Genomic DNA, 24,212 nt, shown 5'->3' on the forward strand with positions numbered 1-24,212 from the left:
CTTGCATATCCGCATGATCTGCCGTTGCTGCAAAGGACGGATGATGTGAGTTGTCAGCTGGATGCTTTGTGCCATAAAGTCCGGCCGGTGGTTGGTACCGATCAAGGGCAGGACAAGATGGATCAGACGGCATTGTTGCAGGCAGGCAGAAATTGTTGGCGTGTCGAACATGCCGACAGATTTGCGTTCATCGTTGATGCCCGGGATTATTTCATCGCCCTTCGTAAAGCGATGATTGCGGCGAAGCACAGTATCCTGCTGGTGGGCTGGGATTTCGATCCTCGCATTCCGTTCGGCATTCCCGACGATGGCGGGCCCGAATGTCTGGGCGATTTCATCATCTGGCTCGTTGATCGCACGCCTGAACTGAAAACCAGGTTGCTTCAATGGGATACCGGTGCGATCAAAGAACTTTTCAAGCGAAATCTGTTCTACACATTTATTCGCTGGAAGGCGCATCCACAGATCGAATTGCGTCTGGATGGCGCGCATCCTCTGGCCGGTTCACATCACCAGAAAGTCGTTTCCATCGATGATAATCTCGCCTTTTGCGGCGGTATCGACATGACGGATGAACGCTGGGACACGCGGGAACATCTGGATGACGATCCCGGACGCGTGGGGCCGGATGGAACGCCCAATGATCCGTGGCATGATGCAACAAGCGCGTTCGACGGCGAGGCGGCCCGTGCAATCGCGGATCTGGCCCGGTTGCGATGGAAAATCGCCACCAAGCAAGAACTTGCACCCGTTTCCGAGATTCGGGATTGCTGGCCGGACGGCTTGGAGCCGAATTTGCGCGATCTGCGCCTTGGCATCGCCCGTACCATTCCCGAAATGGACGATAGGGCGCCAACGCATGAGATCGAGACGATGTATCTTGATCTGATCGCGCGCGCCGAGAAAATCATCTATGCTGAAAGCCAGTATTTCGCCTCGCGCCGGATCGCCCATGCGATTGCCAAACGGCTTGAAGAAGAAGACGGCCCGGAAATCGTCATCATCAATCCCCACACGGCGGATGGCTGGCTTGAGCCGGTCGCGATGGACACGGCGCGGGCACGTCTGGTCGAGTCGCTGAAGCGGATCGACAAGCATGGAAGGTTTCGCATCTATCATCCGGTTACCGAAGGCGGCAATGAAATCTACGTTCATGCCAAGGTGACGGTGGTGGATGACAGATTCCTGAGGGTCGGATCATCGAATTTCAACAATCGCTCCATGCGTCTGGATACCGAATGCGACGTGATCCTTTCGGTCGACGAACCCGGATGCGCGCATTTGAAGGACGAGATTACGACATTGCGGAACGACCTGCTTGCCGAGCATCTCGGGGTCGGAATGGATCAGATCGAGGAAGGTTTGAACCGAACCGGCTCGCTGATTGCGGTCATCGAGGAACTGCGCGGCGAGGGACGGTCGCTGGTGCCTTATGAAATCCCTGAACTCTCGGGGATCGAGGAGTGGCTTGCCGAGAATGAAATCCTTGATCCAGACGGGCCGGACGAGATTTTCGAATCTCCTTCGAAACGTGGATTATTCACAGGCTGGGGCCGTATCCGGAAGGATTGAGGCGAAGAGATCGCAAGGATGATATAGCCGATCATCAGGCGTTTCTTGGTTCCGATAAATTCAGGAATATGCCTGCGTCACTTCTGCGCGGGCGCATCTTTCGTCATTGTCGTAAAAGCGTCATTCATCCCTTACGAAATCGTCACGATTGCAGGTCACAACCCGCTGGAGTTCATTTCCCAGAGGTTTATCTGCCATGCGTCTGACTCTGACGTCGCTGATCGCGCTCACCGTGGCCACACCCATATTGGCCGAACCGGTCCTTAACCGTATTTCCAGCTTTCCAACGACCGATAATTTCGCCGAGGGCGAGGATCGCTCGCAGGAAACCAGCGCCGAAATCATGGCGGTGACGGAGGATGGCAATACGCTGATCTACTCTGACAGTCCGTTGGAAGCCCTGGGGCTGATCGATATCACCGATCCGAAGCAGCCTAAGCCGCTTGGCCATATCGCCATGGAGGGCGAGCCGACGACGACCGTGGTTCTTGGCGGCACGGCTTTCGTGGGAGTGAATACTTCGGAAAGCTATACCGACCCGTCGGGCGCATTGCGCAGCGTGGATATCGCAACCCAGAAAATCACCGCAAGCTGCGATATCGGCGGTCAGCCGGATTCGGTCGCGCTTAACAAGGATGGCAGCCAGATCGCGATCGCCATCGAGAATGAGCGCGACGAAGATGTGAATGACGGTGCGATCCCGCAGATGCCGGCCGGTTATGTCGTGACAATCCCCGTTTCCGATGGCACGGCGGATTGCGAGTCCCTGACCAAGATCGACCTGACCGGTCTGGCCGATATCGCGGGCGATGATCCCGAACCGGAATATGTCGCCTATAACGACGCCGGTGAACTGGCCGTGACCCTGCAGGAAAACAATCACATCGTCATCATCGGGGCGGACGGTTCGATTGCCGGTCATTTCAGTGCGGGCAGCGTCGATCTTGACGGAATCGATACCGAGGATGACGGCAAGATCGATCCAAGCGGGAGCCAGACCGGAATCCCTCGCGAGCCGGATGCCGTGGCGTGGCTGGACGATGAGCATCTGGTGACCGCGAATGAAGGAGACTGGAACGGCGGTAGCCGGGGCTTCACGATCTGGAAGAAAGATGGCAGCGTCGTTTACGACAGCGGAAACCTGTTGGACCGCAAGCTGATCGAGCTGGGGCATTACCCGGATGGCCGCTCGGACAACAAGGGGGGCGAGCCCGAGGCCGTGATCACCGCGACCTATGACGATGTGCCGATGATCTTCGTTGCATCGGAGCGTGGCAGCATCGTCTTTGTCTTCGACGCAAGCGATCCCGCTGCCCCCGAACTGCTTCAGGCGCTTCCTTCCGGTATCGGCCCCGAAGGGCTGGTCGCCATTCCACAGCGGGGACTGTTCGCGACAGCCAACGAAACCGATCTGGGTGAGGATGGCGCCGCGCGGGCCCATGTCATGGTCTATGAACGGCAGGATACTGGGGCCAGTTATCCGATGATTACATCTGAAGGGGCGGAGGATCTGATCCCCTGGGCGGCCCTGTCCGGTCTGGCCGCGGATCCTGAAGATGCCACGAAGCTTTATGCCGTCAGCGACAGCGTCCTGTCCGATACTCCGTCGATCTATACCATCGATGCGTCGCAAAATCCGGCGCAGATCACTTCCCGTGTTCTTGTGACCCGTGACGGTCAGACTGCCGAAAAGCTGGACCTTGAAGGGATCACGACAGATGGCGAGGGTGGCTTCTGGCTGGCATCGGAAGGAGATTCCGAGGAGGAGGTTCCCCATGCCGTGCTGCATGTGACGGCGGATGGAGCGATCACGCAGGAAATCGGCCTGCCGGACTCCCTGACATCGCATGAGACGCGCTTCGGCTTCGAGGGGGTCTCACTGGTGGAAGGCAAGCTTTGGCTGGCCATGCAGCGCGAATGGGGCGATGATCCTGCGGGCCATGTCAAACTGCTTCAACTTGACCCGGCGAATGAAGAATGGTCCGCAGTCCATTACCCGATCGAGCAGGGCGAGGGTTGGGTCGGTCTGTCCGATCTGGCCTATCATGACGGCGCGCTTTACGTGATCGAACGGGACAACCTGATCGGTGAGGCGGCCGCTCTGAAACAGATCACGCGTGTCGATCTGGCAGGGCTGGAGCCCGCGTCTCTGGGTGGTGACCTGCCGGTTGTCTCGAAGGAGGTTCTGCGTGATCTGATTCCGGATCTGCAGGCTACCGGCGGATATGTCGTGGATAAGGTGGAGGGATTGGCCATCACCTCGGACGGGACCGCTTATGTCGCGACGGATAATGACGGGACTGATGACAGTTCCGGAGAGACGCTGTTCTGGAGCTTTGATCTCCGGTAAAGGAAGCTGCGTCCTGATTGACGTTGCGAGGCGTAAGCAGGATACCCGGCCTTGAATAAAAAGCCCCGGATCTGGTCCGGGGCTTTCCTGTTTCGAAAAGGGGCGGAAACTCAGAAACTGTAACCCACCTTCACGCCGACACCCCAACCTTTGCGGTCATCGGTTTCCCCAACGACCAGCCTTTCCCCGGGATCGCCAATACCCACATCCGACTGGCTGAGTCTGACATAGCTGATGCCGGTGGTGATTTTCAGGTTATCCTGCGTGTAGATTGCCGCAAGGGTGATACCTTTCCGGCCCTCATAGGGTGACAGTGGCGTTCCGACCCCATCGCCGCCACCTTCATACTGGAAGGATACCGCGCCGGACCATTGATCGGTGAATTTCTTGGCCACACCAAGCGTATATGTGGTCGAATCCTCGAAATGGGTGAGGCTGGTTCCGCCAAGCACGCTTGGGCGGACCTTGAATTCGGACCAGTCAACCCAGCGAATCGAGCCAAGCACCAGCATGGTGGGCGAAATCCCGGTCTGAAATTCCAGATTGACGGATTTCGGCATTTTCACTTCGGTAATGTCCTCGGGCACCTGCATGCCCGGAATGCTTTGGATCGTGTCGAAATCATGCGTGATCGAGGAGTTGAAGGTCAGCGCAATCCTTGCCGCAATCTCTGGCTTTTCCCAAGAGACGCCTGCAAGCCAGCCAAAGTCGGTTTCCCGATCGATGTCCAGATGATAACCGTCAATTCCCCTGGCATCCCAGATCGCACCGCCCAGATCCGCTTTGGCCGTGGTGCTGAGCGCACGGATACCGCCATGGACGCCAAATCCGCTTTGCGGGAAGACATAGCGAACGACGCCGACGACTTCTTGAGTATCGATTTCCGCGCCGGTTCCCTGCAGATAAAGCGACCCGCCATCAGCCGCACCCGGATAGCTGATGTCAGAGCCAAATGGCTGGCCAAACATTACCGCGCCAGAGAAGTTCTCATTGAACTGTTTCTTATAGGCCAGGCCAACGGAATTGTAGGTTCCGGCGACATCCCCGGTATTGGATGGACCGGCACCGAGATTCAGGGTGTTGGTGCTGAGCGTTGGCTTTGCCAAGGTCCAGCTGAATTCGGCGTAATCGCCCGGCTCCCATAGCGGGCCGAGAAACTGGCCGCTACGATCGATCCCGCCGGCCAGGGCGGGGGCGGTGCTGATCAGAAGCGCGGCCGCGCCGGAATACACATATTTCATAGATACCTCCCATTGCAGGTCCGGGCCTCCTCTGTCCCGCGCGAACCTTGTGAACAGCCTACCCGCAACCCGGTTCAAATCAATTGTAACACAGAAATGACGTTACGTTGCTTTGCTGTACCGTCACGTCACCGTGGCGTTGCTGCAACTCTTTCGCGGCTGTCATGATCGGACGAAGGACGATGTTTCGCATATCTGCTCTGGACAAATCTTCCGCTGCATGAAAGTGGAAACTGCCAAACGAAATTATCGCAAGGATCACTGCCATGCAGATTCGTGAGGCTCTTACCTTTGATGATGTCCTTCTGGTTCCGGCCGCTTCGAACGTGCTGCCGTCCACGGCAGACGTGACCACATATGTGACGCGCCGGATCCGTATGAACATCCCGCTTTTGTCCTCGGCGATGGACACGGTTACCGAAAGCCGGATGGCGATTGCACTGGCGCAGGCGGGTGGCATGGGGGTCATTCACCGCAACCTGACCACTGAACAGCAGGCCGATGAGGTGCGCCGGGTCAAGCGTTTCGAGTCGGGCATCGTGTACAAACCGATCACCCTGCGTTCGGATCAGACGCTTGCGGATGCCAAGGCGCTGCAGGATCGCTATAACGTCACCGGTTTTCCGGTTGTCGATGATCAGGGCCGGGTTGTCGGTATCGTCACCAATCGTGACATGCGTTTTGCCAGCGACGATAACACGCCGGTGCGCATGATGATGACATCGGAACGGCTTGCGATGCTGACCGAGCCTGCCGATCGCCAACAGGCCATCGATCTGATGAAAGAGCGCCGGATCGAGAAGCTGCTGGTAACGGACGGGCAGGGTAAACTGACCGGGCTTCTGACGCTGAAAGATACCGAGAAAGCGGTGCTGAATCCTCTGGCCTGCAAGGATGATCTGGGGCGCCTGCGGGTCGCTGCGGCCTCGACGGTCGGCGAGGAGGGATTCGAGCGTTCCAAGGCACTGATCGATGCCGGGGTGGATATGGTGGTGATCGACACGGCACATGGCCATTCGGCCGGCGTTGCGCGCGCGGTCGAGCAAATCAAGAGCTTCTCCAACGAAGTGCAGGTGGTGGCCGGCAATGTGGCGACCGCCGAGGCGGTGCGGGCGCTTGTCGATGCCGGGGCCGATGCGGTGAAAGTCGGGATCGGGCCGGGTTCGATCTGCACCACCCGTATCGTTGCGGGCGTGGGCGTGCCGCAACTGACCGCAATCATGGATGCGGCGCAAGCCGCGGAGGACGTCCCGGTGATTGCCGATGGCGGCATCAAGTTCTCGGGCGATTTCGCCAAGGCCATCGCAGCGGGCGCAAGCTGCGCTATGGTCGGCAGCGCCATCGCGGGAACCGATGAAAGCCCCGGTGAGGTCATTCTGTATCAGGGTCGCAGCTTCAAGAGCTATCGCGGGATGGGAAGTCTGGGCGCGATGGCGCGGGGCTCGGCCGACCGTTATTTTCAGAAGGATGCCGCGACCGACAAGCTGGTCCCAGAGGGGATCGAGGGGCAGGTGCCCTATAAAGGTGGCGCGGGCGCGGTTCTGCATCAGCTTGTGGGCGGATTGCGGGCGGCGATGGGCTATACCGGCTGCGCGACCATCGAAGAGATGCGCAGCAATTGCCAGTTCGTGCGCATCACCGGGGCCGGCCTGAAGGAAAGTCATGTCCATGACGTGCAGATCACGCGGGAAAGCCCTAACTATCGGATGGGATAAGACGCGGCCGCGGGGATGTTTACGGCAATATTCCGATATGGCGGGGCGGCTTAGGCAGGTTGTTTGGATAGCCGGGGCGTCTGTTTGGCCTCGCCGTTATCTGTGCGCTTGATATTGCCATCGCTGTCGCGGAAACCTTCGATCAGGGACAGAAGGCTCCCGGCATTTCCGGTCAATATCTCCGTCGCCGATTCCGCCGTTCTCGCCGCCAGCGCATTGGTCTGGATAACCTGATCCAGCTGACTGATTGCGGTGCTGATCTGCTCTGACCCGACTCTCTGCTCGTTTGTGGCCGAGGAAATTTCCTGGACCAGGTCACATGTGCGCTGGAATTCCGGGATCAGAGTATTCAGTTCGGTCCGCGCCTTTCCCGACGCCTCTGTTGTCGTTCGCGAAAGCGAGACGATTGCGTTCGCGGCTTCCTGACTTCGTTCCGCCAGACGCCGGACTTCGGTGGCGACGATGGCAAAGCCGCGGCCATGGACGCCTGCGCGAGCCGCTTCCACGCCGGCATTCAATGCCAGCAGATCGGTTTGCCGGGCGATATCCTGCACGATTCCGATTTTCTCGGCGATGGCGCTCATTGCGGACATGGCCTCTTCCACGACGTCCACAGCGGATTTCGCCTGCTTCAGGGCGCGGACGGCGATGGTTTCGGTCTGCGCGGCATTTTCGGCGCATTGACGAATATTCGCGGTCATCTGTTCGGTCGACGCGCTGGCCTGTTGCGCTGCCGAGGCTTGCTGTGCGGCACCTTCGCTGACACGGGCGATTGCCTCGCCCATATCCCTGCAACCGGCCATGAGACTGTCGGCGCTTTCGTTTACCCGGTCAAGAAGACGATTCAATGCGGTATATTCACCAGAGATATTCCGGACGAATGCGGCATAGGCCCAGGTGTTTCCGACACGCATCTTTGACAGTGCAAGCGAGACCGATACTTCTCGGCCATCCCGCCGGACCAGCTTCAGGTCGCGGCTGGAACCGACGATCTTGTCATGGCCCGTTCGCCGGTTGGAGTTGACATACTCGTCATGCCCCGCCTGAAAGCGCTGAGGAACCAGCATGCGGACATTCTTTCCCAGAACCTCTTTTGCGGCATAACCCCATAGTTCTTCCGCCGCGCGGTTAAAGAAGATGACATCGTTGTTGCTGTCGATGATGACGACGGCGTCTATCGCATTGGAAAGCGTTGCCTCCGCCATCCATCCCGGCAGACGGTTTTTTGAGAATGTCAGGATTGCCAAGGCTGTTCTCCGGTTCTTCGGTTGAAAATGATTCGTCAAAATAAGCCGGAAAACGTAAAAATCTGATCAAGAGGACAAAGGCCGGTTTCAAAATCGTTCGTCTGGAAGCTGTTCGCCTTTGTCTGGCGGGCCGCGGTCGCAACTCACGATATACCAGCGGTTTTGGTGGTCATGGCATAGCCTGCCTGATGGAGGGGCGGCTCCGGATGTCATGCGTTCATCACTGCGCGGCCTCTTTCCTCCGGGTCATCTCCGCATTACCTATGCGCTGGTCAAGGAAAGGCGGGACATGATCTACAAGACCGGAAAAGACTGGCTTTCATCTGCCAACAAGCGCGTTGCGCTGTTCGGCATGTCCGGGCTGGGCAAGACGTTTCTTTCATCCATGCTGCGCGATACCGGCGACTGGTTTCATTATTCCGTCGATTACCGCATCGGCACCCGCTACATGGGCGAGAAGATCACCGACGAATTCAAGCGCCACGCCATGCAGGTTCCCCTGCTGCGGGAATTGCTGATGAGCGACGGGGTTTATATCGCCAGCAATATCACCTTCGACAATTTGGCGCCGCTTTCGACTTATCTTGGCAAACCCGGCGATCCGGCGCAGGGCGGGCTGGATTTCGATGAATACATGAAGCGCCAGGAGCAGCATCGCCGGGCCGAGATTGCCGCGATGCTTGATAGCGGCCATTTCATTCAGCGGGCGCAGGAAATCTACGGATACGATCATTTCATCTGTGACACCAGCGGTTCGGTCTGCGAGGTGGTGGACCCGGATGATCCCGGGGATCCGGTGCTGTCGGTCATCGAGAACCAGATGCTGCTGGTCTGGATTCAAGGGTCGGAGGCACATACATCCGAACTGATCCGCCGTTTCGACCGGGCGCCGAAGCCGATGTATTACCAGCCGGAGTTTCTTGTTGCGGCATGGAAGGAATATTGCAGCACGTACCAGCCTCCGATCAATCCCGATGATTTCATCCGCTGGACCTATGCCCGCGCGCTGGCCCATCGTCAGCCGCGTTACGCCGCGATGGCCCGGCGCGGCGTGACGGTCTTTGCCGATGAAGTCAAAGAGATACGGAATGCGGGCGATTTCGACGCGTTGATCGCCCGTGCCATTGATCGCACGGAATAAGGAAAAAGAAGAATGCCCATCACCCTGAACGAAGACCTTCCCGCTTATCGCATCCTGTCGGAAGAAGGCGTGATGGTGATGTCGCCGGGACGGGCGGCAATGCAGGATATCCGGCCCCTCCGCATTGGTCTGCTGAACCTGATGCCCAAGAAGATCCAGACCGAGAACCAGTTCGCCCGGCTGATCGGCGCGACGCCCCTGCAGATCGATTTTCAGCTTATTCGCATGTCGGATCACGAAAGCCGCAATACGGCTGCCGATCACATGAAAAGCTTCTATCGCACCTTCCGGGAGGTCGATCAGACCGGCGAGAAGTTTGACGGGCTGATCATTACCGGCGCTCCGATCGAGCATCTGGATTTCGGCGATGTCACCTATTGGGACGAGTTGCGCCGGGTCTTCGACTGGACGCAAACCCATGTCCACTCCACCTTTGGCGTCTGCTGGGGCGGAATGGCCATGGCCTGGCATTTTCACGGGCTTCAGAAATATATGCTGGACGGCAAGGCTTTCGGGTGTTTCCGGCATCAGAATCTTGCGTCGGCCTCACCCTATCTTCGCGGCTTTTCCGATGATGTTCTGGTCCCCGTCAGCCGCTGGACCGAAGTGCGGCAATCCGAGGTCGACGCGATTTCCGGACTGACGACCCTGCTTGCCAGCGAAGAGGTCGGTCCCTGTCTGCTTGAAGACCGGGCGCGTCGGGCGCTCTATATCTTCAATCATCTGGAATATGACAGCATCACGCTGAAGGAAGAATATGACCGCGACGTCAAGACAGGCAAATCGATCAATGTGCCCTGCAATTATTATCCCGATGACGATCCGTCGCGCATACCCGCAAATCGCTGGCGCAGCCATGCGCATCTGCTTTACGGGAACTGGATCAACGAAATCTACCAGACGACCCATTACGACATGAACCTGATCGGAAGGGACTGACCATGTCCGAGATGCCCGAACTGCCGCTGGTCGGTCAGATCAGCAAATATCTTGCCAGGAAGGCGCCAAAGGAAATCCGCAAATCCATCAAGGGGGCCGGCAAGGACGAGGTGCTCGATCCTGCCTATCCTTATCGCGCCGAGATGGAGAAAGACGATTACAAGGACCGGATGGAGCAATTGCAGCTGCAACTTGTCCGGATGATGCATGATGTGCAGGCCGCCGGGAAACGGATAGTCGTCCTGTTCGAAGGACGGGATGCTGCAGGAAAGGGCGGCACGATCGAGCGGATACGCGAAAATCTGAACCCGCGTTCCGCCTATATCGTCGCCCTGCCGAAGCCGACCGGACGCGAGGCCGGGCAGTGGTATTTTCAGCGTTATGTGGACTGGCTGCCTGCCGCGGGCGAAATCGCTTTGTTCGATCGAAGCTGGTACAATCGCGGCGTGGTCGAAAGTGTCTTCGGGTTCTGTTCGGATGACCAAAGGAACGCCTTTTTTCGCCAGTTGCCGGGATTCGAACAGACATTGGTCGATGATGGAATCGTTTTGGTCAAGCTTTGGCTGAATGTCGGACGGGCCGAGCAATTGCAGCGCTTCCTTGATCGCGAGAGCGATCCTTTGAAACAGTGGAAACTGTCCGATATCGATGTCGAAGGCCTTGCGAAATGGGACGAATATACCGGGGCCATCACCGAAACGCTCAGCCTGTCGCATTCACCTATCGCGTCCTGGACCGTGATCCGCTCGGACGACAAGCGCCGGGCTCGTATCGCGGCGATTCAAACGGTGCTGACTGCGGTGGACTACGCGGGCAAGGATGAGGAAGCGATCGGCAAGATCGATCCGAAGATCGCGGGCGGTCCCGAGATGCTTGATCGGTAAGCCGCGGCGCCCGTATACCGGCGGGATAATCAGGGCAGGGGTCTGCCGGAACAAATCAGGGATGTCACGGAATTCCACGGATTCCGCAAGCCGTCCAGAGGGGGAGGATAAGATGGAATTGTCACATGCTCGCGCAATCGTAACCGGCGGCGCCTCGGGTCTGGGGGCGGCGACGGTCCGGCATTTCCGCGATTGCGGTGCGCAGGTCCTGATATTGGATCTGGATGAGAAGGGCGCAGAAACCGCGGCCGAAACGGGTGCGGGATATTTGCGCACCGATGTGACGGATGAAGAAAGCGTGGCTTCGGCGATCTCGAAAGCGGTTGAAACCATGGGTGGCGTGGATATCTGCGTGAATTGCGCAGGCATCGCCATTGGTGAAAGGACTCTGGGCCGGGAGGGTCCGCACCGGCTGGACAGTTTCCGCCGCACGATCGAGATCAACCTGATTGGCAGTTTCAATGTGCTGCGCCTTGCCACCGTCCAAATGATCCGCAATCAACGCGAGGAAAACGGCGTTATCATCAATACCGCATCAATCGCCGCCTTCGATGGCCAGAAGGGGCAGGCGGCCTATGCCGCGTCGAAAGCCGGGATCGCAGGAATGACGCTTCCACTGGCCCGTGACCTTGCCGGGCAGGGGATCCGCGTTTGCGCCATCGCTCCGGGTATTTTCAGCACCCCGATGCTGCGCGGATTGCCGCAAGAGGTTCAGGACAGTCTCGCGACCGAGGTGACCTTTCCCAAACGGCTTGGCGATCCTGCGGAATATGCCCGTATGGCGGCATTCATCGTCGAAAGTGGCTATCTGAACGGCGAGGTAATGCGGCTCGACGGGGCGCTGCGTATGCGTTGAACGATTCGCTTGCGCGGGAAGTTCGCCCCGGCTAGCGTCTGATCAGACCGCTGCTGACAGGAGCCTTTCATATGCGCTTTTTAACGACGACCATTCTGGCCTCTGCCATCGCGGGGCCGGTGTTTGCTGCCGATCCGGAATTGACCGTGTTCGATTGGGCCGGATTCGAGGTGCCGGCCTTGTTTCAGGGATATGTCGACAAGAATGGCGATAGCCCGACTTTCGCGCTTTACGGCGACGATGACGAGGCATTTCAGAAGATCGCTTCGGGTTTCAAGGCCGATACCGTCCATCCCTGCAGTCAGATGGTCAGTAAATATCGCGATGCCGGGCTGATCGAGCCCTGGGACACGTCCAAGATTCCGAATTTCGACAAGATCGACCCGAAATTCCTTGATTCCGAGGTCTACAAGGATGACGAGGGCGTCTGGTATATCCCGACCGATTGGGGCGCGACCGCCATTGCCTATAACCCGGATACCGTCCCGGCCGAGGATGTCGCGAGTTTGCAGGTCTTCGTTGACCCGAAATATCAGGGGCGGATCTCTTTGCCGGATTCATCGGATGATGTCTGGGCGCTGGCCTATCTTGCGACCGGTACGGCGGACTGGACCGATGTCAGCGACGAGCAGTTTCAGGCCGCCGCCGAATGGCTGCGCGAGGCTCATCAGAATGTCGCGGCCTATTGGGCGGACCCGAGCGAGCAGGCGCAGCTGATGGCTTCGGGTGCCGTGGATATCGCATGGTCGTGGAATGACGGCGTGACCTACTTGCGGGCCGATGATTATCCCGTCGCATTCCAGCGAGAGGCGGAAGAGGGGTCCTCGACCTTTTTCTGCGGCTTCGTGAACATCAAGAACGGGCCGGGTAACGAGGAGAAGCTTTACGACTTCATCAATGCATGGCTTGATGCCGGCACCGGCAAGGCGCTGCTGGACGAGATCGGCTACGGTCATACATCGACCGAGGCGATGGAGACGATCAAGGATGAAGCAGCGGTCCAGGAAGGGCTGAGCCCGGTGGATGTTCCCATTCTTGCCCAGACACCGAACGATCCGGCGCAGCGCGAAAAACAGCTGGCCGAATTTGAGAAGATCAAGGCCGGATTCTGATCGCACAGGCCGGGCGGGGATTTCCCGTCCGGCCGCATGACTTGACTTGTCGGCGGCAACAGCAGAGCCTGTCTTTCCGGATGCAAGGGAAACTGACATGGCCAGATCGGTAAAAGATATCCCCTATCTGACGCCTGTCCCGGACGGGCCTCCGAAGGACGAGTTCGACGCCGCCGTGGTGGCAGAACGCCGTGCCGAAGAATCGCTGATCGTCGATGTCGATGGCTATGAAGGGCCGCTGGATCTGCTGCTGACGCTTGCGCGGACGCAGAAGGTCGATCTGATGAAAATCTCGGTGCTTCATCTGGCCGAGCAATATCTGAAATTCGTCGAGCAGGCCCGTGTTCTGAGGATTGAACTTGCCGCCGATTATCTGGTCATGGCGGCATGGCTGGCATTCCTCAAATCGCGCCTGCTCCTGCCGCCCGATCCCGAGGCCGAAGGTCCAAGCGCCGAGGATATGGCAGCCCATCTTGCCTTTCAGCTTGAGCGGCTGGACGCGATGCGGCAGGCGGCAGCGCGGTTGATGGGGCGTGACCGGCTGGGGATCAGCCGTTTTCAGCGGGGTATTCCCGAAACGGTGATCCGCAAGCGGCGCACCGAATGGCAGGCCGGGCTGATCGATCTGATGCGGGCTTACGCCCGGCTCAAGACGCGCGACGAATTTCGCCCCTATGCTTTCGATCGTCACGATGTCTTCACGATGGAACAGGCCCTTGAACGGCTGCGCAAGATGGTTGGCTATGCCGGCGAGTGGACCGACCTGTCCGACTTCCTGCCCGAAGGATGGGAGGGGCAGGGGGCGCGCCGCCGCTCCGCGACCGCAGCCACCTTTGCCGCGACGCTTGAGCTTGCAAGAGAGGGCAGGCTGGAGATACGGCAGGACGACACCTTCTCACCGATTACCATCCGACGCAGGCCGACGTGACCGATTTGACCGATAGTGACCAGAATAATCCCGAAATCGGCGAGGCCGCCAATTCGCCCGATTTCCCGCCGCCGCCGCTTGAGCAGCAGGAGCGGATGGTCGAAGCGATCCTGTTCGCGGCGACCACCCCTGTCACGACGCGTGATCTGGCCGCACGGATGCCGCATGGCTGCGATCCGGCCGAGGCTGTCGCCAAGCTGCGCCAACGCTATCAGGGCCGGGGCGTTTCGCTGGAACGGATTGGCGACGGTTACGCTTTCCGCACGGCCGCCGATCTTGGCTTTCTGATGCAAAGCGAAACGATCGAACATCGCCGGCTTTCGCGTGCCGGAACAGAGACATTGGCCATTATCGCCTATCACCAGCCGGTGACCCGCGCCGAAATCGAGGAAATCCGGGGCGTGGCGGTCAGCCGTGGCACGCTGGATCAGTTGATCGAGATGGAATGGGTGCGGATGGGACGCCGCCGGATGACTCCGGGACGGCCCGCGACTTTCGTCGTCACCGAGACATTTCTCGATCATTTCGGACTGGAATCGGCCCGCGACCTGCCCGGCCTGTCCGAATTGCGTGCGGCGGGCCTGCTGGAATCCCGTGCCCCGGACGATCCGATGCGCGTTCCCCTTGTCGAACGGCACGAGGATGACGATGTTGATCCTGACGAACCCGCAGAGGATTTGTTTGAAGACGATTGAGAGGGTGCCATGAATGCGAGTCAGCTTATCAACATGTTCATCCGGCTGATCATGCGCCGCCTTATGAACAAGGGCATCAACAAGGGCTTCGACGCGCTTTCGAAACGGAAACCGACACCGGGAAAGGGCCGGCCGCGTAATAATGGACCCCGGTCTGACACAAGGCGGGTAAAGCAGGCGTTGAGAATGTTGCGCCGGATGCGTTGAGACCCTCGCCAAGTCACGCGGATCCGGTTAGGTCTGCGTCATGAATGACGAGCCCTTCGAGATTTTCATCACTGCCACGCCGGGGTTGGAACAGCCGCTGGCGGCTGAACTGCGCGAACATGGCTGGACGCCCGGGATATTGCCTGGTGGCCTGACGATCCACGGGAATTGGCATGATGTGTGGCGGGCAAACCTGATGCTTCGCGGCGCGACGCGGATATTGGCCCGTATCGGCAGTTTCCGCGCCCTGCATCTGGCGCAACTGGACAAACGCGCGCGCAAATTCGCCTGGGGCAAGGTTTTGCGCCCCGATATCCCGGTGAAGGTCGAAGCGGTCTGCCGCGCCTCGCGTATCTATCACGCCGGCGCAGCCCAACAGCGTATCGAGCGCGCGCTGCGGGAAGAACTTGGCGCGACGATCAGCCCGGAGGCGGCGATCACCGTCAAGCTCCGGATCGAGGATGATCTTGCGACGATCAGCCTGGATACCACCGGCGAGTCGCTTCACAAGCGGGGCCACAAGGAGGCCGTCGCCAAGGCCCCCATGCGCGAGACGATGGCGGCGATGTTCCTGCGCGAGATGGGCTATGATGGCAGCCAGACGGTTCTTGATCCCATGTGCGGCTCGGGCACGTTCGTGATCGAGGCAGCCGAGATCGCCGCGGATTTGGCTCCGGGACGCGACCGCAATTTTGCTTTCGAGAAGCTGGCAGTCTTCGATCCTCCCGAATGGCAAAGAATGCGACAGGCATCGAATACACGGCAACCGGCGCAGCTATTTTATGGCAGCGACCGGGATGCGGGTGCTGTGCGGATGAGCACTGCAAATGCGGACCGCGCCGGGGTCAGGGATCTTGTGCGCTTCGAGTGCAAGCCGATCAGCGATCTGCTACCGCCGCCGGACTGCGCGCCGGGAATCGTCATCGTCAATCCGCCCTATGGTTCCCGGATCGGCAACAAGGGGCCGCTTTTCGGGCTGTATGCATCGATGGGGCAGCGGTTCCGAGAATTTTTCCGGGAATGGGAGATCGGAATCGTGACCAGTGACGCCGGATTGGCCCGCGCAACCGGCCTGCAATTTCATCCACCCGGACCCATCGTTGCGCATGGCGGGCTGAAGATCAGGCTATGGCGCGTGAAAAAACCATAATTCGCCAATTCCGTCATTCCGGACCATCGCGCCACGTCAGCCAATAGGCAATGCCGTCGTCGATTTGATTTCTTCCATGGACAGCAGCGCGGTGACATTGTGAATCTTCACCTCGCCGATCAATGACTGGTAAAACCGGTCATAGGCCCGGGCATTCCTGACCTGTATTTTCAGGATATAATCGATATCGCCCGCAAGACGATGCGCTTCGATCACTTCGGGGCGTTCGCGCAGGGCCTGAAGAAAATTCGCGGCCCATTCCCTGTCATGTTCGCTGGTGCGGATCAGAACGAAGAAACAGGCTTCAAGGCCCAGTGCCTCGGGGTCAAGGATCGCGACCTGCCGCCGGATCACGCCCGCCTCGCGCAGCTTGCGGATCCGGTTCCAGACAGGGGTCTTGGACGCGCCGACCCGATCCGCGATCTGGTCCAGAGACAGGCTGGCGTCCTGCTGTAGCAGGGAAAGGATTTTGCGATCCACCTCGTCCAGCCGGACGAATGTTTGTGTTGATGCGCTGTCTTGCGAATGGCGTTCCATTACCCGTGCCCCTTCGGCCGTTTCGTTCTTATTTTGCTGAACCTATCGCAAAGATCCAGAATAAAATTCTATATAGAGAGCATCAACGGAAAGGTCCACGAGATGAGCAAAGCCTTCATACCGACGGCCGCCAGACCCGGCGTCATTACCGCGAATGATCTGCGCGAAGGCCATAACGTCTGGATGTGTGAGGATGGCTGGACGCCTGACCCCGCACAAGCGACTTTGTACGAAGATGAGGCAATCGCCGAGCTTGCGCTTTTGAAGGCTATCGGACAGGACAATCTGGTCGTTGGCCCGTATATGGTCGAGGCAAGGCGCGGCCCGAACGGCCCCGAGCCGACCCATTTCCGCGAGGCCTTCCGGCAGAAAGGCCCCTCCAATTATTTCCACGGCATTCAGACCACCAAGAAATCCGAGGCAGCCCATGTTTGACGCCCGCCCCTCCGATACGGATTATGTTCGTCACCGCGTTTCCCAATTCCGCGCGCAGGTTGCCCGCCGTCTGGATGGCAGCCTGACCGAAGAGGAATTCCGGCCGCTGCGGCTGATGAACGGTGTTTACCTGCAATTGCATGCCTATATGCTGCGGATCGCCATTCCTTACGGCACATTGAACCCCGATCAGATGCGGATGCTGGCCTATCTGGCCGAGCATTATGACAAGGGCTATGGGCACTGGACGACCCGCACCAATATGCAGTTCAACTGGCCGAAGCTGGTCGAAATTCCCGATATGCTGGATCATCTGGCTTCGGTCAATCTGCATGCGATCCAGACCTCGGGCAATACCATCCGCAACACCACCACCGACGCATTTGCCGGGGCGGCGGCGGATGAGATCACCGATCCGCGGCCCTATGCCGAGCTGATCCGGAAATGGTCAACCGACCATGCCGAATTCCAGTTTCTGCCGCGCAAGTTCAAGATCGCCATTTCCGGCGGCAAACGTGACCGCGCGCTTGTGTCGGCCCATGATATCGGGCTTCGCATCGTCGAGAAGGACGGTCAACGCGGCTTCGAGGTCTGGGTGGGCGGTGGCCTTGGCCGGACGCCGATGCTGGGCAGTGTGATCCGCGATTTCCTGCCGGAACAGGATCTGCTGCCGTATCTGGAAGCGATCATCGCGACCTATAACCTGACGGGACGCCGCGACAACAAGTACAAGGCACGGATCAAGATCACCGTGTCCGAACGTGGTCTTGATGTGTTCAAGGCCGATGTCGAGGACGATTTCAAATTCCGCCGTCTGGAATTCCACGGCGTGGATCAGGAAGCCCTGGCCGAGTTCCGCGAACGTTTCGCCGCCCCCGCCTTCCGCAATGCTGCGGTTGACGGTTTCGAGGCCGAACGCGCCGCCAATCCGGCTTTCCGCAGCTGGACCGATACCAACCTGCATCCCCACAAGATCGACGGCTATGCCAGTGTCATTGTGACCTTCAAGGCGCCGGGGGCGACTCCGGGGGATGCGTCGGCGGAACAGATGCACCTGTTGGCCGAACTGGCCGAGAAATACGGGCATGACGATATCCGCGTCAGTCACGATCAGAACGTTGTTCTGCCGCATGTGCATAAAGCCGATCTGCCGGCGCTTTATCTGGCACTGCGCGAGGCGGGCCTTGCCACAGCCAATGCAGGCAAAACCAGCGATATCATCGCTTGCCCCGGCATGGATTACTGCACGCTGGCGACGGCGCGCTCGATCCCGATCGCTCAGGAAATCGCTGAGCATTTCCGTGCGGTTGGTCTTGAGGATGAGATCGGCAAACTGAATATCCGCATCTCAGGCTGCATCAATGCCTGCGGGCATCACCATCTGGGCCATATCGGCATTCTTGGTCTGGACCGGGCAGGGGTAGAGAATTACCAGATCACCCTAGGCGGCGACGGTTACGATATTCCGGCCATCGGACAACGTGCCGGGGCGGGTTTCCCCGCTGAGGAGGTCGTTCCCGCCATCGACCGTTTGCTGCGCGCCTATCTGGAAATTCGCGAGGATGAAAACGAGCGTTTCATCGACGCTTACCGCCGGCTTGGCCCTGCACCGTTCAAGGCTGCTCTTTACCCCGAGACCGTCGATGCTTGATCAATCGCTCGATACAAGGGCGGGACGGCTCAACGAACGATACCGGCACCACGCTGCAACCGAGGTGCTGCGTCGTGCGGTCTCTGATCCCGATCTGGGGAAAGTCGCGCTGGTCTCGTCATTCGGCGCCGAGTCGGTTGTTCTGCTGCACATGGTCTCGGTCGTGTCGCCGGGATTGCCGGTCTTGTTCATCGATACCCAGATGCTGTTTCCCGAAACGCTGGAATATCAGCGTGAGGTTGCGGACCGCTTGGGGCTGACCGATGTGCGGGTGATCCGCGCAAGCGAATCCGAGGTTTCGCGCCTTGATCCCGATGGCAGTTTGCATCAGTTCAATCAGGATGCCTGCTGTGACCTGCGCAAGACCGTTCCGCTGGAACGTGCGCTGGATGGTTTCGATGCATGGATCACCGGGCGCAAGCGGTTTCAGGGCGGACAGCGGACCGAGCTTGAATTTTTCGAGCCCGAGCCACCGTTGCGCCTGCGCGTCAATCCTCTGGCGCATTGGAGGCCGGAAGATGTGCAGACATATATGATCGAGAACAACCTGCCGCGGCATCCTCTGGTTGCCAAAGGCTATGCATCGATTGGCTGCGCACCCTGCACATCCCCTGTGAAACCGGGCGAAGATCAGCGCGCAGGCCGTTGGCGGGGAAGCCAAAAAACAGAATGCGGCATTCATTTCATCGGCGGACGCATGGTCCGCGGAAAGGTTCCGGCATGAGCGAGAATATCATTGTCCGTGATGACGGGTTCCATAAGTTGACGGACGAACCCGAGATCACCTTTGCCCCGGATACACAGCCCGAGGAACTTGTGGATCATCTGCACCACAATCTGATCGCCATCGATTTTCCGGCAATTGGTGACGGACGCGGCTTCTCGCTGGCCCGCCGCTTGCGGGCGCTTGGCTACACGGGCCAACTGCGGGCATCTGGTCGTTTGATCGCGGATCAATATGCGATGGCGCGGCGTGTCGGCTTCGACGAGGTGGAAATCTCGCCCGAAATCGCTCAGCGGCAACCGCAGGAGCAGTGGATTGCCCGCGCCGACTGGCGCGAATGGAACCATCGTGATCAGCTTGCCGGATGACGGGTCTTTCGCCCGGAACGAAGAAACATTAGAAGACCTGAGGATTCATACATGACGCTGGATATCCCCGTGACCGAGGCCGCAACGACGAAACCCGCGAAAACCCTGCCTGACGCGCAAACCGTCACTGGGGTGAAGCATTGGAACGATCATCTGTTCTCGTTCCGCGTGACCCGGCCCGCCTCGCTGCGTTTCCGGTCGGGCGAATTCGTGATGATCGGGCTGCCGGGCGATAACGGCAAGCCGATCCTGCGCGCCTATTCCATTGCTTCGCCCAATTGGGACGACGAGCTGGAATTCTATTCGATCAAGGTGCCGGACGGGCCGCTGACCTCGAAACTGCAGCATATCAAGGAAGGCGACGAGATCATCCTGCGGCCCAAACCCGTTGGGACGCTGGTTCTGGACGCGCTTCTGCCCGGCAAGCGCCTGTGGTTTCTGGCTACCGGCACCGGCCTTGCGCCTTTTGCAAGCCTGATGCGCGATCCTGAAACCTATGAGCGTTACGAGCAGGTCGTCATGATGCATACCTGCCGGACCGCGGATGAGTTGAACTATGGCCGGGAACTGGTTGAAAATCTTCGGAATGATCCGCTTTTAAGTGAGCTTTACGGTGACGATTTCGCCAATCGGCTACTGTATTATCCGACCACCACGCGTGAGGAATCCCCGTTGATGGGACGGATTACCGATAACCTGACCTCGGGCAAGGTGCTTGAAGATCTGGGACTTCCGCCGGTTTCTCCGGAAACGGACCGGGCGATGATTTGCGGCTCTCTTGCGTTCAACGTGGATGTAAAAGCGGTGCTGGAAGGTTTCGGCCTGCGTGAGGGCGCGAATTCCGAACCGAAGGAATTCGTTGTCGAAAAGGCGTTCGTCGGCGAGGGAATATAAGTTTCGTTTCACGTCAGATTGCGGTGATCAGGGGCGCGGGCAAGACCTGCGCCCTTTTGTTTGGGCAATGCTCACGAATGGGTCATACGGTGGAACTTCCCGGCCCGCGAAATGTTATGCCCGCAACCTGAAACCAGTATTCGAGATATGCAGATGCGCCGGATCATCAAAAACAGCACCGCGATCATTGCCTGCCTTTCACTTTTGACGCCGCATCTTGCATGGGCGCAGGATCAGGATGGGCCCAAGCGCCAGCGCCCTGCCGCATCCGAGGAAGTACGCCCTGAGGTTACCTCAAAGAAGCCGCAGGGAAATGCACGGCAGCAGCAGCGCAATGCAAAAGAAGGTGCCGCAAAGCGGCAGAAGGGCCCCGGCAATGAGAATGCTGCAAAGAAGCGCCGGAATGCGGAGAACCAGAATAAAAAGAATGGTCAGAAACAGTCGGAACTGCGGCGCGACAAGCAGGCCGAACCCAAGGAAAAGCCGGTAAAGCAGCAGAAAAAACAGGCGGAACGGAAGGGGAAGCAGGCTCAACAGCAAGGAAAGCGTCAAAACCCGAAAGACCATGATCGTATTAAGAATCAGCTGGGCCTGAAGGCCGAATCCGATGATGCCAAAGGGAAAAAACCGCAGCGGCTGAAGAACGATCAGGCAAAGGAAAAGAACCGGAACAAAGAAGATCGGCCCCGGCAAGCCGGGAACAGGAAAGGCAATGATGATCCCGGCAAGTTCAAGGATAGACCTGGCTTGCGGACCGACGGCAAATCTCCTGCCAACAAACCGCATCGGGACAAGCCGAAACAGGCCGGAAATGGCAACAAGGCTGATCGGAAACAGCGCGACAAGGAAATCGCGCGTGAATTGGGATTGCGCACAGGCAAGAGAGACCAACGGATCCGGCTTTCCGAATCCGATGTCGCAAAAAAACGTCAGGGAGACATGGGTGGCCTGCACAGGGTGCTGCGCGGTGAGGTCGAGTCCGGGCTGGACGAGTCCCGGCTGACTTGTCTGTCGGGCGCGGCCTATCCCTGTAATGACGGCAGCGCCGCGATCACGCCGGGCGGCGTCGTCCTGGAGCGGCAAAAGAACGGCCGTTTCGTCATGGCGCCGGCTGCGCGGCAGATGTACCGGGTGAATGACAATGGCAAGGTCGTCCGGCGTGTCGCCGAGGAAGGCTCTGCCCAGACCGCCATTGCCAGGGAACTTGCAAGGGCCGCCGGGATTCCGAATGCGGCAGCCTTGATCGAAGGCGGTCGGAGAGGCAGAATTTATGAGCAAAGGGTGACCAGAGAGAACAGCCGCTCTTCCCGTGAGGATTTCGCAACCAGTCTGCGCGACGGCTGGTCCGGCTCGAATAACTGGCGCGACCGGCGTTCGGATGATGATGACGATGACGACGATAACGATCTGACCAAAGCTCTGGTATTGGGGCTGGGAGCACTGGCTGTCGGATCGATGCTGAACAATAATCGTCAGGTCGCGCTTAGCACACCGGACCGGGTCGTCGTGACCCGCCCCGATGGCAGTCAGGAGGTGATCAAGGACGAGGTCGCCTTGCTGCGCGAGCCGGGATCGACCGTAACGACCGAGAATTTCGATGATGGCTCTTCGCGGACGATCGTGACGCGGGCGGATGGAAGCAAGATCGTGACCATCCGTGATGCCGATCTGCGCGTTCTGCGCCGCTCGCTGATCTCTCCTGATGGGCAGAGCATGCCATTGATCGACGATACCATGGAAGTCGCGCCGGTCGATATCGCAGAGCTTCCGGCCCCAATTTCGCCCTCACCATACCAAGACGGACAACTGGACGAAGAAGAACTGCGCGAGGCACTGCGACGCGAGGCCGATATCGATCGCCGCTTCAGCCTTGCCCAGATCCGCAACATTCCCGAGGTTCGGTCACTGGTTGCTCCGGTTGATATCGAGGGCGTTACCTTCGATACCGGCTCGGCCGCGATCCGGCCTGAACAGGCAGACCGGCTCGCGGGTCTGGGCAATGTCATTCACGAGACGATTCAGGAAAATCCCAACGAGATTTTTCTGATCGAGGGACATACTGATACGGTTGGCGCATCAGCCACGAATCTTGCCCTTTCCGACCGGCGTGCCGAGTCCGTGGCGCTTGCGCTAAGCGAATATTACGATGTTCCGCCGGAAAACCTGGTCGTGCAGGGTTACGGTGAACAATATCCGAAAGTGCGCAGCGACGGCGATATCCGCGAGAATCGCCGCGCTTCGGTCCGGCGGATTACCGATCTGCTTCAGGGCGCCGAATAATCCGATCATCAAGATGTTCCGATCTGGCACTTTCCTTTCTTCCGGCTTGGGCGTATGCCACCGCAACCGGCGGACGAACCGCCCAAGCAAGAAAGTGCCAGATGCACCAGGAAATCACGACGATTACACGAACCGAGGATCTTGCCCGCTTTGTCGAAGCCGCAAAATCCGCTCCTTATGTCACCATCGACACCGAATTTCTGCGAGAGCGGACCTATTGGTCGAAGCTCTGTCTGATCCAGCTTGCCATCCCGCCCGCCTCTACCGCAAAGGATAACGGCGGAGAGGCCGTTCTGGTTGATCCGCTGGCCGACGGCTTGTCGCTTGAACCGCTTTACGACCTGTTTCGTCACAAGCAGACAGTCAAGGTCTTTCACGCCGCCCGGCAGGATCTGGAAATTTTCCATCATGACGCCGGGCTGTTCCCCGATCCGCTTTTCGATACGCAGGTCGCCGCGATGGTTTGCGGCTTTGGCGAGCAGGTCGGGTATGAAACGCTTGTGCGCAAGATCGTGCGGGCCAATCTGGACAAATCCTCGCGCTTTACCGACTGGTCGCGCAGGCCGCTGTCGGATGCCCAGAAATCCTACGCTTTGGCCGATGTGACCCATCTGCGCGCCATTTATGAATTCCTGTTCGCTGAACTGGCCCGAAGCGGCCGGGAAAGCTGGGTGAAAGAGGAAATGGCGATTCTCGAAGATCCCGAAACCTATACGACCCGTCCGGACGAGGCATGGCTGAAGGTGCGCACACGCAGCAATTCCCCGCGCTTCCTGGCGATTCTTCGGGAGCTTGCCCGATTTCGCGAAGCCTATGCTCAGGGCAAGGATGTTCCTCGTTCGCGGGTCTTCAAGGATGACGCGATGATCGAGCTTGCCTCGACCAAACCGGAAACGGAAGCCGAACTGAACCGGTCGCGCCTTTTGCCGCGGGAGGCCCGGAAGGGCGAGATTGCTCAGGGAATTCTTTCCGCGGTGAAGGCTGGCCTTGGTGCGCGGGACCTGCCGCAGCCAAAGCGCGAGGAACCCGGCAAGCCGGGAAATCCCGCCCTGTCCGAGCTTTTGCGGGTTCTGCTGAAGGCGAAGGCGGATGAGTTGGGCGTTGCGTCCAAACTGATCGCGTCGGCGGCCGATCTGGATTCGCTGGCCACCGGTGAGCGCGATCTGCCTGCATTGAAGGGATGGCGGGCAGAGATGTTCGGACAGGATGCGTTGCGCCTTGTCCGAGGGGAAATTGCCCTCTCTGCGCGCGACGGCGCCGTCTGCATTGTTCCCGCAGCCTGACAT

The 24,212-nt window shown here is 58.9% G+C and carries 22 protein-coding genes; 18 read left to right on the forward strand and 4 right to left on the reverse strand.

Annotated features, from left to right (window positions below; genetic code table 11):
- Positions 1-45: 45 nt before the first annotated feature.
- On the forward strand, positions 46-1,572 hold the full coding sequence (locus D3P04_RS14980) for a phospholipase D-like domain-containing protein (RefSeq protein WP_333473103.1): 1,527 nt from the start codon (positions 46-48) through the stop codon (positions 1,570-1,572).
- Between the two features lie 196 nt (positions 1,573-1,768).
- On the forward strand, positions 1,769-3,922 hold the full coding sequence (locus D3P04_RS14985; RefSeq protein WP_119750299.1) for an esterase-like activity of phytase family protein: 2,154 nt from the start codon (positions 1,769-1,771) through the stop codon (positions 3,920-3,922).
- A gap of 110 nt (positions 3,923-4,032) precedes the next feature.
- On the opposite strand, the gene D3P04_RS14990 is transcribed toward D3P04_RS14985, so the two are convergent.
- Positions 4,033-5,163, reverse strand: a complete 1,131-nt coding sequence (locus D3P04_RS14990; protein ID WP_119750301.1) for an outer membrane protein transport protein — start codon at positions 5,161-5,163, stop codon at positions 4,033-4,035.
- 266 nt (positions 5,164-5,429) lie between these two features.
- Between D3P04_RS14990 and guaB the strand changes: the two genes are divergently transcribed.
- On the forward strand, positions 5,430-6,878 hold the full coding sequence (guaB, locus tag D3P04_RS14995; protein ID WP_119750302.1) for an IMP dehydrogenase: 1,449 nt from the start codon (positions 5,430-5,432) through the stop codon (positions 6,876-6,878).
- A 50-nt stretch (positions 6,879-6,928) separates the two neighbouring features.
- Here guaB and D3P04_RS15000 read toward each other — a convergent pair whose 3' ends face one another.
- Positions 6,929-8,125, reverse strand: coding sequence for a methyl-accepting chemotaxis protein (locus D3P04_RS15000; protein WP_119750304.1), 1,197 nt, complete (start codon positions 8,123-8,125; stop codon positions 6,929-6,931).
- A gap of 289 nt (positions 8,126-8,414) precedes the next feature.
- Between D3P04_RS15000 and D3P04_RS15005 the strand changes: the two genes are divergently transcribed.
- The 8 genes from D3P04_RS15005 to D3P04_RS15045 all read left to right on the forward strand — a co-directional run bounded on the left by D3P04_RS15005 (position 8,415) and on the right by D3P04_RS15045 (position 16,037).
- Positions 8,415-9,266: an ATPase gene (locus D3P04_RS15005; protein ID WP_119750305.1), complete on the forward strand. Its 852-nt coding sequence runs from the start codon at positions 8,415-8,417 to the stop codon at positions 9,264-9,266.
- A 12-nt stretch (positions 9,267-9,278) separates the two neighbouring features.
- The gene (locus tag D3P04_RS15010; RefSeq protein ID WP_119750307.1) at positions 9,279-10,205 is read left to right on the forward strand and encodes a homoserine O-succinyltransferase; all 927 of its coding nucleotides are present in this window, start codon (positions 9,279-9,281) and stop codon (positions 10,203-10,205) included.
- An 11-nt stretch (positions 10,206-10,216) separates the two neighbouring features.
- Positions 10,217-11,089 (forward strand): polyphosphate kinase 2, encoded by an 873-nt coding sequence (gene ppk2, locus D3P04_RS15015; RefSeq protein WP_182912894.1) that lies wholly within the window; start codon positions 10,217-10,219, stop codon positions 11,087-11,089.
- Between the two features lie 112 nt (positions 11,090-11,201).
- The gene (locus tag D3P04_RS15020; protein WP_119750544.1) at positions 11,202-11,945 is read left to right on the forward strand and encodes an SDR family oxidoreductase; all 744 of its coding nucleotides are present in this window, start codon (positions 11,202-11,204) and stop codon (positions 11,943-11,945) included.
- 71 nt (positions 11,946-12,016) lie between these two features.
- The gene (locus D3P04_RS15025; protein ID WP_119750311.1) at positions 12,017-13,057 is read left to right on the forward strand and encodes an ABC transporter substrate-binding protein; all 1,041 of its coding nucleotides are present in this window, start codon (positions 12,017-12,019) and stop codon (positions 13,055-13,057) included.
- Between the two features lie 97 nt (positions 13,058-13,154).
- The gene (locus D3P04_RS15030) at positions 13,155-13,985 is read left to right on the forward strand and encodes a segregation and condensation protein A (protein ID WP_119750313.1); all 831 of its coding nucleotides are present in this window, start codon (positions 13,155-13,157) and stop codon (positions 13,983-13,985) included.
- A 5-nt stretch (positions 13,986-13,990) separates the two neighbouring features.
- Positions 13,991-14,680 carry an SMC-Scp complex subunit ScpB gene (gene scpB / locus D3P04_RS15035; RefSeq protein WP_408634382.1) on the forward strand — a complete coding sequence of 230 codons (690 nt, stop codon included), beginning with the start codon at positions 13,991-13,993 and terminating at the stop codon, positions 14,678-14,680.
- Positions 14,681-14,927: 247 nt separating this feature from the next.
- Entirely contained in the window at positions 14,928-16,037 is a 1,110-nt protein-coding gene (locus D3P04_RS15045) for a THUMP domain-containing class I SAM-dependent RNA methyltransferase (protein WP_119750317.1), read from the forward strand.
- A gap of 36 nt (positions 16,038-16,073) precedes the next feature.
- Here the strand turns inward: D3P04_RS15045 and D3P04_RS15050 are convergent, their stop codons facing one another.
- The gene (locus D3P04_RS15050) at positions 16,074-16,574 is read right to left on the reverse strand and encodes an Lrp/AsnC family transcriptional regulator (RefSeq protein ID WP_119750319.1); all 501 of its coding nucleotides are present in this window, start codon (positions 16,572-16,574) and stop codon (positions 16,074-16,076) included.
- A gap of 102 nt (positions 16,575-16,676) precedes the next feature.
- Here D3P04_RS15050 and D3P04_RS15055 point away from each other — a divergent pair, with 102 nt between their 5' ends.
- From D3P04_RS15055 to D3P04_RS15075, 5 genes are read left to right on the forward strand one after another with little or no spacing between them, the layout of a single operon-like run.
- On the forward strand, positions 16,677-17,009 hold the full coding sequence (locus D3P04_RS15055) for a DUF2849 domain-containing protein (RefSeq protein WP_119750321.1): 333 nt from the start codon (positions 16,677-16,679) through the stop codon (positions 17,007-17,009).
- Positions 17,002-18,660 carry a nitrite/sulfite reductase gene (locus tag D3P04_RS15060; RefSeq protein ID WP_119750322.1) on the forward strand — a complete coding sequence of 553 codons (1,659 nt, stop codon included), beginning with the start codon at positions 17,002-17,004 and terminating at the stop codon, positions 18,658-18,660. Before D3P04_RS15055 ends, D3P04_RS15060 begins: the two co-directional genes overlap by 8 nt.
- Complete coding sequence (locus D3P04_RS15065) at positions 18,653-19,384, forward strand: phosphoadenylyl-sulfate reductase (protein WP_119750324.1); 732 nt, start codon at positions 18,653-18,655, stop codon at positions 19,382-19,384. Before D3P04_RS15060 ends, D3P04_RS15065 begins: the two co-directional genes overlap by 8 nt.
- A complete protein-coding gene (locus D3P04_RS15070; protein ID WP_119750326.1) occupies positions 19,381-19,752 on the forward strand; it encodes a DUF934 domain-containing protein in 372 nt (123 codons plus the stop codon). Before D3P04_RS15065 ends, D3P04_RS15070 begins: the two co-directional genes overlap by 4 nt.
- A gap of 51 nt (positions 19,753-19,803) precedes the next feature.
- A complete protein-coding gene (locus D3P04_RS15075; RefSeq protein ID WP_119750328.1) occupies positions 19,804-20,646 on the forward strand; it encodes a ferredoxin--NADP reductase in 843 nt (280 codons plus the stop codon).
- Positions 20,647-20,940: 294 nt separating this feature from the next.
- Here D3P04_RS15075 and D3P04_RS23410 read toward each other — a convergent pair whose 3' ends face one another.
- Positions 20,941-21,537 (reverse strand): hypothetical protein, encoded by a 597-nt coding sequence (locus D3P04_RS23410; RefSeq protein WP_182912888.1) that lies wholly within the window; start codon positions 21,535-21,537, stop codon positions 20,941-20,943.
- A gap of 48 nt (positions 21,538-21,585) precedes the next feature.
- Here D3P04_RS23410 and D3P04_RS23415 point away from each other — a divergent pair, with 48 nt between their 5' ends.
- On the forward strand, positions 21,586-22,926 hold the full coding sequence (locus D3P04_RS23415) for an OmpA family protein (RefSeq protein WP_182912889.1): 1,341 nt from the start codon (positions 21,586-21,588) through the stop codon (positions 22,924-22,926).
- Positions 22,927-23,039: 113 nt separating this feature from the next.
- Positions 23,040-24,209 (forward strand): ribonuclease D, encoded by a 1,170-nt coding sequence (gene rnd / locus D3P04_RS15085; RefSeq protein WP_119750548.1) that lies wholly within the window; start codon positions 23,040-23,042, stop codon positions 24,207-24,209.
- The last annotated feature ends 3 nt before the right edge of the window (positions 24,210-24,212 follow it).

This window comes from Paracoccus onubensis (assembly GCF_003591515.1).
GTDB lineage: Bacteria > Pseudomonadota > Alphaproteobacteria > Rhodobacterales > Rhodobacteraceae > Paracoccus > Paracoccus onubensis.

Excerpts from the sequence above, each read along its gene's own strand:
- D3P04_RS14985 (WP_119750299.1), top strand. The coding sequence starts at position 1,769 with ATGCGTCTGACTCTGACGTCGCTGATCGCGCTCACCGTGGCCACACCC.
- D3P04_RS14990 (WP_119750301.1), bottom strand. The coding sequence starts at position 5,163 with ATGAAATATGTGTATTCCGGCGCGGCCGCGCTTCTGATCAGCACCGCC.
- guaB (WP_119750302.1), top strand. The coding sequence starts at position 5,430 with ATGCAGATTCGTGAGGCTCTTACCTTTGATGATGTCCTTCTGGTTCCG.
- D3P04_RS15005 (WP_119750305.1), top strand. The coding sequence starts at position 8,415 with ATGATCTACAAGACCGGAAAAGACTGGCTTTCATCTGCCAACAAGCGC.
- D3P04_RS15010 (WP_119750307.1), top strand. The coding sequence starts at position 9,279 with ATGCCCATCACCCTGAACGAAGACCTTCCCGCTTATCGCATCCTGTCG.
- ppk2 (WP_182912894.1), top strand. The coding sequence starts at position 10,217 with ATGCCCGAACTGCCGCTGGTCGGTCAGATCAGCAAATATCTTGCCAGG.
- D3P04_RS15020 (WP_119750544.1), top strand. The coding sequence starts at position 11,202 with ATGGAATTGTCACATGCTCGCGCAATCGTAACCGGCGGCGCCTCGGGT.
- D3P04_RS15025 (WP_119750311.1), top strand. The coding sequence starts at position 12,017 with ATGCGCTTTTTAACGACGACCATTCTGGCCTCTGCCATCGCGGGGCCG.
- D3P04_RS15030 (WP_119750313.1), top strand. The coding sequence starts at position 13,155 with ATGGCCAGATCGGTAAAAGATATCCCCTATCTGACGCCTGTCCCGGAC.
- D3P04_RS15045 (WP_119750317.1), top strand. The coding sequence starts at position 14,928 with ATGAATGACGAGCCCTTCGAGATTTTCATCACTGCCACGCCGGGGTTG.
- D3P04_RS15050 (WP_119750319.1), bottom strand. The coding sequence starts at position 16,574 with ATGGAACGCCATTCGCAAGACAGCGCATCAACACAAACATTCGTCCGG.
- D3P04_RS15055 (WP_119750321.1), top strand. The coding sequence starts at position 16,677 with ATGAGCAAAGCCTTCATACCGACGGCCGCCAGACCCGGCGTCATTACC.
- D3P04_RS15060 (WP_119750322.1), top strand. The coding sequence starts at position 17,002 with ATGTTTGACGCCCGCCCCTCCGATACGGATTATGTTCGTCACCGCGTT.
- D3P04_RS15065 (WP_119750324.1), top strand. The coding sequence starts at position 18,653 with ATGCTTGATCAATCGCTCGATACAAGGGCGGGACGGCTCAACGAACGA.
- D3P04_RS15070 (WP_119750326.1), top strand. The coding sequence starts at position 19,381 with ATGAGCGAGAATATCATTGTCCGTGATGACGGGTTCCATAAGTTGACG.
- D3P04_RS15075 (WP_119750328.1), top strand. The coding sequence starts at position 19,804 with ATGACGCTGGATATCCCCGTGACCGAGGCCGCAACGACGAAACCCGCG.
- D3P04_RS23415 (WP_182912889.1), top strand. The coding sequence starts at position 21,586 with ATGGGTGGCCTGCACAGGGTGCTGCGCGGTGAGGTCGAGTCCGGGCTG.